Annotated in this window: 16 protein-coding genes; all 16 read left to right on the top strand. The window is 51.6% G+C overall.

What is annotated here, in order from left to right:
- Positions 1 to 6 precede the first annotated feature (6 nt).
- The 16 genes from RIL182_RS05055 to RIL182_RS04980 all read left to right on the top strand — a co-directional run bounded on the left by RIL182_RS05055 (position 7) and on the right by RIL182_RS04980 (position 12,062).
- A complete protein-coding gene (locus RIL182_RS05055) occupies positions 7 to 381 on the top strand; it encodes a head decoration protein (protein WP_006855466.1) in 375 nt (124 codons plus the stop codon).
- Positions 382 to 400: 19 nt separating this feature from the next.
- Positions 401 to 1,489, top strand: a complete 1,089-nt coding sequence (locus RIL182_RS05050) for a major capsid protein (protein ID WP_134523080.1) — start codon at positions 401 to 403, stop codon at positions 1,487 to 1,489.
- A 25-nt stretch (positions 1,490 to 1,514) separates the two neighbouring features.
- Complete coding sequence (locus RIL182_RS05045) at positions 1,515 to 1,997, top strand: hypothetical protein (RefSeq protein ID WP_134523078.1); 483 nt, start codon at positions 1,515 to 1,517, stop codon at positions 1,995 to 1,997.
- A 43-nt stretch (positions 1,998 to 2,040) separates the two neighbouring features.
- Positions 2,041 to 2,313 carry a sugar ABC transporter ATP-binding protein gene (locus tag RIL182_RS05040; protein ID WP_172606699.1) on the top strand — a complete coding sequence of 91 codons (273 nt, stop codon included), beginning with the start codon at positions 2,041 to 2,043 and terminating at the stop codon, positions 2,311 to 2,313.
- 10 nt (positions 2,314 to 2,323) lie between these two features.
- Positions 2,324 to 2,944 (top strand): hypothetical protein, encoded by a 621-nt coding sequence (locus RIL182_RS05035; RefSeq protein WP_006855472.1) that lies wholly within the window; start codon positions 2,324 to 2,326, stop codon positions 2,942 to 2,944.
- Between the two features lie 15 nt (positions 2,945 to 2,959).
- Positions 2,960 to 4,441, top strand: a complete 1,482-nt coding sequence (locus RIL182_RS05030) for a phage tail sheath family protein (protein WP_006855473.1) — start codon at positions 2,960 to 2,962, stop codon at positions 4,439 to 4,441.
- 2 nt (positions 4,442 to 4,443) lie between these two features.
- Positions 4,444 to 4,950, top strand: coding sequence for a phage major tail tube protein (locus RIL182_RS05025; RefSeq protein ID WP_006855474.1), 507 nt, complete (start codon positions 4,444 to 4,446; stop codon positions 4,948 to 4,950).
- A gap of 57 nt (positions 4,951 to 5,007) precedes the next feature.
- Complete coding sequence (locus RIL182_RS05020; protein ID WP_044998488.1) at positions 5,008 to 5,430, top strand: hypothetical protein; 423 nt, start codon at positions 5,008 to 5,010, stop codon at positions 5,428 to 5,430.
- 120 nt (positions 5,431 to 5,550) lie between these two features.
- On the top strand, positions 5,551 to 7,821 hold the full coding sequence (locus tag RIL182_RS05015) for a phage tail tape measure protein (RefSeq protein WP_006855476.1): 2,271 nt from the start codon (positions 5,551 to 5,553) through the stop codon (positions 7,819 to 7,821).
- The gene (locus tag RIL182_RS05010) at positions 7,814 to 8,041 is read left to right on the top strand and encodes a tail protein X (protein WP_006855477.1); all 228 of its coding nucleotides are present in this window, start codon (positions 7,814 to 7,816) and stop codon (positions 8,039 to 8,041) included. The genes RIL182_RS05015 and RIL182_RS05010 overlap by 8 nt, the downstream gene beginning before the upstream one ends.
- Positions 8,038 to 8,955: a phage late control D family protein gene (locus tag RIL182_RS05005; protein ID WP_006855478.1), complete on the top strand. Its 918-nt coding sequence runs from the start codon at positions 8,038 to 8,040 to the stop codon at positions 8,953 to 8,955. Before RIL182_RS05010 ends, RIL182_RS05005 begins: the two co-directional genes overlap by 4 nt.
- The gene (locus RIL182_RS05000; RefSeq protein WP_006855479.1) at positions 8,955 to 9,158 is read left to right on the top strand and encodes a hypothetical protein; all 204 of its coding nucleotides are present in this window, start codon (positions 8,955 to 8,957) and stop codon (positions 9,156 to 9,158) included. Before RIL182_RS05005 ends, RIL182_RS05000 begins: the two co-directional genes overlap by 1 nt.
- Before the next feature lie 13 nt (positions 9,159 to 9,171).
- Positions 9,172 to 9,807, top strand: coding sequence for a hypothetical protein (locus RIL182_RS04995; protein WP_006855480.1), 636 nt, complete (start codon positions 9,172 to 9,174; stop codon positions 9,805 to 9,807).
- A gap of 13 nt (positions 9,808 to 9,820) precedes the next feature.
- Entirely contained in the window at positions 9,821 to 10,108 is a 288-nt protein-coding gene (locus tag RIL182_RS04990) for a hypothetical protein (RefSeq protein WP_006855481.1), read from the top strand.
- Positions 10,101 to 11,237 carry a baseplate J/gp47 family protein gene (locus RIL182_RS04985; RefSeq protein WP_134523076.1) on the top strand — a complete coding sequence of 379 codons (1,137 nt, stop codon included), beginning with the start codon at positions 10,101 to 10,103 and terminating at the stop codon, positions 11,235 to 11,237. Before RIL182_RS04990 ends, RIL182_RS04985 begins: the two co-directional genes overlap by 8 nt.
- Positions 11,238 to 11,240: 3 nt before the next feature.
- Positions 11,241 to 12,062, top strand: coding sequence for a phage tail protein I (locus RIL182_RS04980; RefSeq protein ID WP_134523074.1), 822 nt, complete (start codon positions 11,241 to 11,243; stop codon positions 12,060 to 12,062).

Below are 12,062 nucleotides of genomic sequence, written 5' to 3'. Positions count from 1 at the left end.
ATCACAATGAGAGCAGATCAGAAAATTGGAGCTTGCGACGCTGACAATCTTTTTATTGACGGCAAGTTCCCGGTTGACGCCGTGGGCGTCACAATCGCGAGCGGAGAAGGAGTTCTCGCGCGCGGCACAGTCGTTGCAATGAGCAGCAAAACAAAAAAATGCGTTATTCTCGGCACAGCAGCCGGAGAAAGTGAGACGCTCACACCGTTCGGCGTTCTCTGCGACGAGGTAGACGCAACAAGCACCGACGCATTTACAACAGCGTACAGATCCGGCCATTTCAACAGAGAGGCCCTTATCGTTGACGACGACTACACTATCACAGAAGCAGACGAGGCAGCGCTCCGCAACGGTGGCATTTTCCTCGACTCTGCTATGTAAGAAAAGGAGGACAATCGAAATGCCTACACCGTTAATTTACAGAACCGTCACTATGCTGGCGGCAATTCAGGCAATGCCTACACACAGAACATTTTTAAGAGATCGCTACTTCCCTACTACCGCCCCGGTCAACGGAGTGTCTGAGGACATTTTCCCGGGTGAGGAGGTCCTCGTCGAGTACAGAAACGGCAGCAAGAAGATCGCACCCTGCGTAATGCCTCGAAAGGGCGGTATCACTATCGAGCGCGAGGGTTACAAGACATTCAGTTATGTGCCGCCGTTTATCGCTCCACAGAGACCGCTCACCATTGACGACCTCAACAAGAAAGGGTTCGGCGAGCAGCTCTTCCAGAACGTAACACCTCAGCAGAGACAGGCCCAGATCCTCAACAGAGACCTGACAGAGTTCGACACAATGATCTCAGGCCGTGAGGAGTACATGGCGGCCCAGTGTATGCTCAACAACGGCTATGTGCTGAGACACTACGCCGATAAGTACGGCAGCGGAGACTATGAGGAGTACGAGATCCGCTTCTACGATGAAGCAGCCAACCCGGCGAAGTACACACCGGCAGTAAAATGGAACGCAACCGGCGCTGACATTTACGGAGATCTTTCTGAAATGATCTACATGCTCACAAAGAACGGGCTCCCTGCTACTGAGTGCGTAATGGCCCGAGGAGTTTCAAAGATCGCGCTGCAGGATCCTACAATCCAGAAATACCTCGACAACCGCAGCATTATACTCGGAACTATCGAGCCTATGAATTTACCGGAGGGAGCTTGCTGCTTTGCTGTCCTGAACGTAGACGGTCACATGGTAAAACTTATCACTTACGACGAGACCTACGAGGACGAAAGCGGTCAGATCGTTCCATATCTCCCGGCTGGTACCGTAATTATGACAGCCCCGGCAGCAGGCCGCGGTCTCTATGGAGCAGTTACCCAGATCGAGCAGGACGACGGCGAGTTCCACACCTACACCGGCCGCCGTATTCCTAAGTACACGGCAGACGTAAAGGCCGAGTCCAGAGAGATCAAGGTCACAAGTCGCCCGCTCTTAATTCCTAGAAGTAAAAATCCGTGGGTATCTGCGAGCGTACTGTAAGAAATGCGAAGAAAGGAGTCGCCAAATGATTAAAATTATCGCCGGAGTATACGGCTATAAAGAGAACGGGATCATATTACCCAAAGACAAAGACTCCGAGCCCTTCTCTCTCGATCCTGAGAGAGAGGCCGAGCTCGTGACTCAGGGCGTTGCTGAATATGCAAACGTAATTATCCCAGAGGCCGAGCTGGAGCCAGAACCAGAAACCGCCGGCGCCGAGCAGCAGCCGGCAGAGGATCCGGCAGAACCGGAAGCAGAGGAACCAGAGCAGGATCTGGAGCCGGAAGCTGACGGAGACGAAGATCCTCAGAGTGAAAAAGCAGAAAAACCAGAGTACAGCGACAAAATGAGACTCACCGAGTTGCAGGCACTCGCTGGAGCTTACGGACTCGACGCCCAGAATATGCGCACAAAGGCCGAAGTCATTAAGCTGCTCGACGATTACTTTGCAGAGGAGGACGACACCGAAGCCCCTCCGGCTTTTGGTGCTATGGATCCGGTTGAGTAAGAGTCTCAAAGACCTCATAGCGTCGGACATTGATCTCGTATTCATGCAGCTCGAGGACTTCGGAGAAGTTCATAAAATCGAGGGTAAAAGTATAACGATCATTATCGACAACGACACGCTTGTCACGATGAAAAACGGCAACATTTTGGGCGTTGCTGAGTCCGACACTCTTATTTTTGCCAGAACCGAAGATCTGGAGGGTGAAAAAGCTCCGGGCTCCGCGCTGAATGTGGACGGCCGGGAGTGTACTGTTGACTCATGGGCTGAAAATCTGGGGATCACCCAGATAGCCCTGCACCACACCCGCATGGTCTAGGAGGTGCGCTATGGCTATAACAAGCGATCTTGACAATATTGTCAAATGGTTCGAGGAGGAAGTCTGCCCCAGCATACTTCTGAAAGTTCCAGACGACAAAGTAAACGACGGCGGCTACAATGTGCAGACAGCACACCCGGCCGCCTTTGCTATGTACATTCCTACTCAGGACAGAAAGCCGCCAGACGTTGCGGCGCCCATTCCTTCGCTATGCGTGCAGCTCTTAAAGGGCAAGCACGCACCGGCGCAGCACATCGGTCAAATGACGATACAGCTCGCGCTTGCGACATGGAACCCGGGGCAGCATGGCAGCGAAATGGCGGTACCAGAGCAGGATCCGCAGGCGCTCGGCGGCGTGAAGTACCGCAGAGAGCCGAGCGAAAATTTCAAAAGAAACCTCGAGGGCTGGCGGGACGTCTGGAGCTTTACCGACAAGGTGCTGCAAGCAATCGAAAACACTGAGTATATTGCGGGGCTGCGGCTCGTCAAGGAAAACAACATAGAGTACGGCCCATTTACTGAGGACGGGGCTCTCGTGAGCTATTACCCGTACTGGTTTTGCTGGGTGCAGTTCACTCTCGAGCACGGACTGGCCCGCAAGATACCCGCAGACTATGAAAAATTATTGTAAAGGAGTGATTTACAGATGAGCTATCAACACGGAGCTTACGGCGAGATCGGAAACGATAAAGTAAAAAGCGCCGTTCAGGTTGACACCGTTGTGGCGTACATCGGAACCGCACCTATTAACCTTGTTTTAGGTTATAAGGAGAAGGGCCTGATTAACACACCGATCAAGCTGGAAAACATGCCAAAAACGCAGGCAACAGTCGGCTACTCGAGCAACTGGAACAAGTTCACATTATGCGAGCCGTTCGACTGCCATTTTGCGAACACAATCGGAAACGTGGGGCCGATCTATATCATCAACGTATTAGATCCGGCCGTCCACCAGAAAGACGTCAAAACAACCGTCGAGCTCACATTCAAGAACGGCCGCGCCGAGTATGTGACTGACACAATTATTCTTGACACCTTTGCACTCTCCGACAAGGTGCTGGGTGCAGACTACTCTCTCGACTACAACTATACCAAAGGTGCCGTAGTCATTGAGTCATTGAATGACGCCGATCCTATCACCGGCACGGTGGAGGCTTCATTCACAGAGGTGGATCCGTCTCTCGTAACCAAGAGCGACATTATCGGAAGCGTTACAGCCTCCGGCAAGAGGACCGGACTGCAGGCTCTCTCTAAACTCTACACCATGTTCAACGCCGTGCTCAACATTCTGGCTGCACCGTTCTGGAGTGAAGATCCAGACGTTTACAAGGCCATGATCTCGGTCGTTCAGAAATTAAACGGCCACTGGGACGCTTTTGTAAATGCTGACTTACCAATTTACGACAGCAAGGCGAAGGCTGCCATTGACACGCTCAAAAAGGCCGAGGAATGGGCCGACAGCAACGGCTACAACAACGGTTTTTCGAAGGTTTACTGGCCGCAGGTTCAGTATGCTGGCAAAGTGTACCACCTGAGCACTCAGGCGACCGTCACAATGCAGAGAGTCGACAACAGTCATGACAATATCCCAATGGAGAGCCCGTCAAACAAAGAGATCATGTGTACCGCTCAGTATTTTGGGGCCAACTCTGAAAATGAGGGCTTCGATCAGCAGGACGGCAACGAACTCAATTCAAAGGGAATTACTACCGCAGTATTTTGGGGCGGCCTCTGGGTGCTCTGGGGACCTCACACAGCCTACTACGAGTACGGTTCCGACGGTGTTGCCCGCTACATTTTCGACGTTAATATCCGTATGCTTATGTATATTACTAACGGCTTCCAGCGCCGCCATGGCACCCAGATCGACAGCACTATGGATCTGAGCCTCCAGCAGAGCATACTCATTGACGAGCAGGAGGAACTCGACTCATTAAAGGGCCGCGGCGCTCTTATCGGAGATCCTACCGTTGAATTTTTGGAGACGGCCAACCCTACCAGCAACCTGATGAACGGCGACTTTGTCTGGGATATTAGCGCAACCCCTACCCCGCCATTTAAGAGCGGAACGGCGCGCGTATCGTACACAGACGAAGGCTTTACTGCTTATTTTGGAGGAGGTGAGTAAGTATGTGGTTAGACTTAAAAGGTGCGGTAGTTGCTGACACCGTATACGACAGCGGTGTGCTTACGGCTAAGGACACCAGCTTCACGCTCCCGGCAATTTCACAAATGACGGCAGACCTCAACGCAATGGGAACAATGACGGTACCTATTGTCGGACTGCTCGAAAACATGGAGCTCTCGATCACAAAGATCGGCGAGGATAAGGGACTCGGGAAAATGTCAAAGCTCGACAAGCACAGCTTTGAGTTTAGATGGGTACAGAATGTTGTCAAAGCGGACGGCTCCACCTCGCCGGAGGGCTGCAAGGCTTTTGTCAGAACATTCCCACCGACCGCGCTCCCGGGTATCGGTGCAGAAATCGGATCCGCTTCGGAAAACGAGCTCACCTACACCGCGAACCGCGTGCAGATCTTTGTCGGAGGTTATGAGTACCTGCTCGTCGACAGACTGAGCCAGATCCTCAGAATTGACGGCAAGGACTACATGAGCGACATTAACAAACTACTGTAAAACATGGCCGCTGGCAGAACGCCGGCGGCTTTTTCTATAAAAGGAGGAACCAAAACCATGAGAACCCAGACAGAAGAAAGAGGAACAATCACACTCAACAAGCCGGTACTTATCAACGGCGTGCAGGTTGCTGAAATGAGTTACGACACCGACGAGATCAGCGGCGAACTCTATGCGCAGGCTGAGGCCCACAAGATGAAAGCCAGCGGCTCAAAAGGTGGAAACCTTGCGGGAGCTGTCGAGCTTGACTACTCCCTGCATTTATACATCGGCTTCGCTGCTGTCATTGCAGTAAACCCTTCTTACACATTCGAGGACATGGAGAGGATCAAGGGCAAGTCTCTCACTAAATTCTCTAAAATCGGCCGAGGTTTTTTTATCGGATCGGGAGACTCAGGGGCAGACAGCTCAGACGAGCAATCAGAGACTACTCCAGAACCTTCCACACCAGCACGTCAGAGCTCGAAAGGAAAAGAGTAATTGATTTTATAGTCGAGTATGCAGAGGCGGCCGAGGATCTCGCCGCCGAGCAAAAACGTCGGCAGAAAAACAAACCACCGCAAGTGTTAAAGCACAAGAAAGGCCGAAGGAGGTGATACCGTGGCGAGTAGCAAAACACTACAAGCGATCGTGGAGATTGCGGGCTCATTAAGCCCAACACTCGGAAAAGCCGCAGAGGAGGCCAGCAAATCACTCGAGGGCATAAACCTGAAAGCCGTCGCCGTAGGTGCTGGCGTTGCTGCTGCGGGTGTCGCTATCGGAAAGGCTACCATTGAGGCTGGCAAGTATCTCGTCGATCTCGGCGGGCAATTCGACAATGTAGTCGACACGATCAGGATCGGAACCGGAGCCACCGGGGACGCTCTCGACGCTCTCACCGATGATTTTAACGAGGTTTATAAAAGCGTACCAACGACAATGGAGGACGCCAGTCAGGCGATCGCTGACTACAACACGCGCCTCGGTTTGACTGGCCCGGAATTACAAAACATTTCAAAGCAGGCGATCCAAGTATCGGACATGCTAGGGGACGACCTCGGCGGCGTTATTGAGGAGTCAAGTCAAGCCTTCCAAGCGTGGAACATCGACGCGGCCGACATGGGCGACGCTATGGACTATGTGTTCAAGGCGTCACAGTCAACCGGTCTCGGCTTCACTGACTTAATGAGCAGCGTGCAGCAGTTCGCCCCTCAACTTCAAGAAATGGGCTACTCATTCAACGAAGCCACCGCCCTGATCGGACAGCTTGACAAGGCCGGTGTAAATACCAGCGAAGTGCTCGCGGCTATGAAAAAAGGCGTCGGAGCTCTTGCGAAGGAAGGAATATCTGCAAGCGAGGGCCTCGAACAGTATGCCGAAAAGATTAAGAACGCAGGCAGCATGACAGAGGCGACCACTATCGCTTCTGAAATTTTCGGAACAAAAGCCGGCTCAACCATGGCCGCTGCTATCAGAGACGGGACTCTCTCAGTCTCCGATCTGACTGCCGAGCTTGAAAAAAGCACCGAGACTATCGGAGGCGCTGCCGAAGATACTTACGACTTTGCAGAGCGCCTGCAAATGTTCAAGCAGCAGGCTCAGGTGGCTCTCGAGCCGCTTGCAAATACCATGTTTGACACCCTCAATCAGCTAATGCCGGTAGTCGGTGAAGCTATGGAGGGACTGATCCCAATTATTCAGGGTTTGACTGAGACAATTATCCCGGTAATTCAAGACATAATGCCGCAGCTGATCCCTCTTTTTCAAGATTTTGTACCGGTACTTTTGGAGACAGCCCAGACGATCGGCCAGCAGTTGATCCCGCCGCTGCTTCAAATGATCCAGCAAGTGCTCCCATTGGTTATTCAGTTAGTGAGCAGCGTCCTGCCGCTTCTGTCTCAGATCATTGCGGCAGTTTTGCCGGTACTGGTGCAGCTCATAACCGCAATTTTGCCGCCGATCATGCAGATTATATCGGCAGTTTTGCCGGTTGTGATCGAACTACTCAACACGGTGCTCCCTATCCTTATGACGCTGATTAACTTACTCATGCCGATACTCGACACCGTTATGAATTTAATCGGGCCTATTGTGAGCCTGATTGCGACAGCGATCACCCCTCTAATCTCAGTGCTGGGATCGCTTATTTCTCAGGTTTTGGAACTTCTGGCCCCGGCCCTTCAATTTATAGCCGGAATTTTTACGAGCGTACTCGGCACCGCTATTCAGGGAATAGCCCCGATTGTGCAGTCTATAACTCAGATTTTTCAGGGCCTTATCGACTTTATTACTAATGTATTCGCCGGAAACTGGAGCGGAGCATGGCAGGGAATTGTCAGCATTTTCTCGGGTATCGTTTCAGGAATTGCAAATATTTTCAAGGCTCCGATCAATGCGATCATTAGTGGAATTAACACTTTTATCAATGGCATTAACGGCATAAAGATCCCGGACTGGGTACCGGGCGTCGGTGGTATGGGCTTTAGTATTCCAAACATACCAATGCTTGCGACTGGTGGCTTTACTGAAGGCATAACGATCGCCGGAGAGGCCGGCACTGAGGCCGTTATCTCATTCGACCGAAGTGTCAGGGCTGCCAATATAGGCTACTGGGAAAAGGCCGGAGAAATGCTGGGCGTATACGACAAATCAGAGACAGCCCTCGCGGGTAATCTCCTGAGCGTTGACGACTTTTCTCTGGCTGAGCTATCTCAGCCTTCTACCACTATCGTTTACGATTTTAGCGGCTTCACATGGAGCCCGGTTATTGCTGGCGGTAAGGTTACAGAGGACAACGACGACCTCATGCAGAGGCTCAAAGCTCACGAGGCCGAGTTCTTCGACTGGCTGGAGCGCTGGATCCAAACAAGGGAGGTGACTGCTTTTGCGTAGAGTTACATCATACTACGAGTACACCACACAAGACGGCGACACATTCGACCTGCTTGCGTTAGATATGTATAACGACGAGCGTCTGGCTCATTACATCATCGAATACAACCCGGACTATGCCGACGTGATCGTATTCGAGGGCGGCGTGCAGTTAAAGCTCCCCGTTGTTGAGGAGGCAGAAACCTCGGAGACAGTACCACCGTGGAGGGCGACAGCATGAGCGAATTGTTATTAAATTATACGGACGTTTCCGAAAAGGTGGCGCTCTCCTCCTGCGTGCATGAAATGTATGCGGGAGGACGCTCTGACTCTTTGCGCGTCAGAATATCAGACACAGACGGACAGTTCGACAAATGGAATTTAAGAACCGGATCACCGGTTGAATTTAAGGACTCAGGAACTGGCACGGGAAAAATGTTTTTGTACTCCTCAGCTCCTGACTCCAGCTACTACGACCTGCGCGCCTATTCCATGCCGCCAAGCGGTACGATCCCGAACTCTAAAGCATGGGAGCGCGTTCATTTTTCACAGATCGGCCAAGAAATTGCAAAACGGCACGGGCTGGAGTTTGAAAGCTACGGCGTATCCGATCATGTGTACGAATACAGGAAGCAAGAAAACGAGGAGGACTTCAAGTTCTTCGGCCGCCTATGTACGCTCGAGCGTGCAGCCCTCACAATATACAACGGTAAACTGATCGCAGCCTATGAGCCGTATCTCGAGGCAATAGAGCCAGCGATCACAATCGACACGACCGGTTGCCATGTAGAATGTGAGGACAACAGCGTCCTATCGTATGGATCGGCAACGGTATCTTGCGGACCTTACACCGGAACATATAAGGCACCGGGAGAAAACTCTCGAATATGGGTGCCACAAAAGCCTATTAAGTGCCAGAGCACCCTCGAGGCGATCCGCTTCGCTGCCGGAGTATTGCGAGAAAAAAATAAAATGCTTGTATGCGGCAGCATTGAGGCGAGCCTCATGCCGATATATGCGCCCGGAATAATGGTGAACATACTAAACCAGCAGGCCCCGTCATGGAGCGGCGCCTTTTATATTTACAAAGTGCGGCACGATTACGGAAAGCACAAAACAAAAATATTTTTCAGAAAGAAACTGGAGGGCTACTAATGGACGGAACCATAAACAAAGGCGTGATCCTGAGCATTGAGGGCAACACCGCAAAGGTGGCCCCGATGAAGGACACGCGGCTCGTGTCTCCTAATATCCAGATAGCTGACAACATCGACGCGGCAACGCTGAAAAAAGGCGCCGCCGTGGCTTATGTCTGCTTCGAGGACGACACCGGCCTCATATTTGCAACACTGAGCTAGGAGGCGATCACACATGGCAGTAATGGCAAAATGGAGAAACAAAACCTTCGAAGTCTCCAGAAAGAAAGTAAACCCGCTGAAAAACTTCTCTACTTCGACGACGATCAAGGGTGACGACTCCAAGAGCAAAAAGAAAAAAACCGAGCTCGTACCCTTTACCTTCGACATTGACGTACATGCAAACGCCGGAGTAAACCCTCAGAAAGAGTACGAGTCGTGGTGCTCTCTCATTAAAAGCACCGGCGTGTTATATATGCACGGCCGTCGCTTTGGTAGAGAAACCAGACTAAAAGAGGTAAGCCTCTCGGGCGTTATTATGGACGATTACGGCCGGATCCGCTTCGCCACGATCGGGCTCACGTTCGAGGAGGTAAACAAGAAAGAAACCAGTGGAAAATCTGGCGCCCGAGCTGCCGCCTCAGAAGCAAAGAAAGCAGAGAAGAAAGCAGCCAAGAAAAAGGGCAAAAAAGTGACAATATCAGTAGGCAGCAGCGTGAAGCTGACCGGCTCATACTATGCGGACGGTGAGAAAATTCTCAACAGCGAAAAAAAGCGAGTTCTGAAGGTTGGAAAAATCAACGGAAACAAAGCATACCTCCCGCAGGTCGACGGCTGGGTATATATTAGCACGCTGTCCCTCGTGTCATAAAGGAGGCGATCACATGCTGGCAAGCAACAACGGAGATCCGCGACAATGCGCGGCCAATCTCCTGAAACTTACGCGAGGCGAAAACCCCTATGATCGTATCAAGGGGATCGACGCAGCAATAACAGACGCACCCAGCGCCTCGGCGCGATATGACGCGATCGCGGAGGCTGAGTGGGTACTTGACACTTACGAGCCGCGCGTCGAAGTCGAAGGCATTGACTTCGAGGCTCCAGACGCACAAGGCGGCGATTTTTCAACTATAACACAAATTAAACTAAGAGAGGAGGAGGACAATGAGTAGCACCAGCGAATTGCAGTTCATAGAAACAGACGCCGGCCAGATCTACGACTTTATCATGTACGTTTTAGAGAATGGCGTCACCGAGGAATTATACCCCGGAGACGAGCGCCGAATTTTTGGAGAAACGCTTGCGACTCTCGTTGTAGCGCTTTACTCCACGATGAACGACTCAGCAAAGCAGTCAACTCTCCGCTATGCAAGGGGCGACGTTCTCGACGCTCTGGGAGAATTTGCTGGAGTGTTCAGGATCGAAGCACTACCGGCGACAACAACGGTTCGCTTTTCTCTCAAAGAAGCAGTAACGCAAAACATCATTATCACCAAAGGAACCCGCGTAACTTCGGACTACTCTCGCTACTTCAAAACCACCGAGACCACAGTCCTGCAGGCTGGTTCCTTATATGTCGACGCCGAAGTCGAAAGCGAGGAAGGCGGCACAACATACAACGACATACCAGTCGGCGAGATCAATGTGCTGGTTGATATGATCCCATTTATTGACGGAGTTTCCAACACTGAGGAAACAGCCGGAGGCGGCGACGAGGAAAACGACGAGGATCTGAGAGAAAGGATCCGACTCGCGCCAGCCAGCAGATCCACGGCCGGGCCTAAAAACTCATATAAATATTACGCCGTATCTGCTGACGCAACCGTGGCCGACGCACATGTAAGCTCGCCGAGCCCGGGCGTTGTTGTAATTACGCCCATTTTGTACGGTGGAGAAATACCGGATCAGTCTGTACTCGACAAAGTTCTGGCAGCCTGCAACGCTGACGACGTTCGCCCGCTGACCGACAAAGTGGAGGTATCTGCTCCGACTATCCAATCTTACGATATTGAGTTGAAATATTACACAACCGCAGCCAATGAGACCGCAGTCGTTGAAAATATAGAAAGCTCCGGCGGCTCGATCGACCAGTACATATACTGGCAAGGCAGCAGCCTCGACCGGAATATCAACCCGGACTATTTGAGAAAACTCATACTTTGCCCGGAGGACTCAGACGGCAACCACCTGACCGGCGCAGATCGCGTCGATATTATCAAACCGGTATACACTGAGCTGAGCGCAACGACGGTGGCGAAGTTTTCCGGCAAATTAACGGTATCGCATGAAGTGGAGGGGTAAAACATGGCAAGAATGAGCATTTTTAACCCAAACATGGCGAAGCTGCTCCCTAAATTTATGAAAGCGGACGAAACGGACGTGGCGCTCTCTCACGCTATGGACGTTCTGCTCGCTGAACCGGCGAACAGAGCCAAAATTCTGCGGAAATGGGACCAGATCGACAACATGAACGACGCGCAGCTCGATGAAATGGCGTGGGAGTTCAATATTGACTGGTGGGACTCCTCTTTCTCTCTGGAGACCAAAAGATCAGTAATACGCACATGCTACCGAGTCCATGAAAAGCGCGGCACAAAATGGGCGGTTGAGGAGCTTATCACCTCAGCCTTCGGAATGGGTAAAGTTACGGAGTGGTTCGAGTACGGCGGCCAGCCGTACTGGTTCAAAATCCAGACAAGCGCAACGCTCACGAAGGACGGTATGCTTTATTTTTTGAACATGATCGACAAGGTAAAAAACGCGCGCTCTCATGTTGAAATGATCGAAGTTACCAGAACGATCCAGCAGCCACTCCACGGAGGAACCGCACACCATTCATTCAGTAAATGCGTAGTTTTAGACCATTTTCAGGAAACACGCAAGGCAGAAATCACCCAGCGCGGAGGAACCGGCCGAGGATCCTACCACAGCCACAACAGCATTATGGACTACTTTGCGTTGGAATACTCTGCGGGCATTGTGTCGAATGTCGGCACGGCAGCAGGCCAGAGCCAAAGCAAAGCGGGAGCAATCGAACATTTTGACGACGTACAACCTCTGGAGCTTCCACTGGCTGCCGGAGTTGCACATACAAACCACATTAAAAACATTATAAAGGAGGAATGA

Source organism: Roseburia intestinalis L1-82, from assembly GCF_900537995.1.
GTDB lineage: Bacteria > Bacillota > Clostridia > Lachnospirales > Lachnospiraceae > Roseburia > Roseburia intestinalis.
The sequence above is the reverse complement of the archived record's forward strand: the minus strand, read 5'-3'. Positions and strand labels throughout refer to the sequence as shown.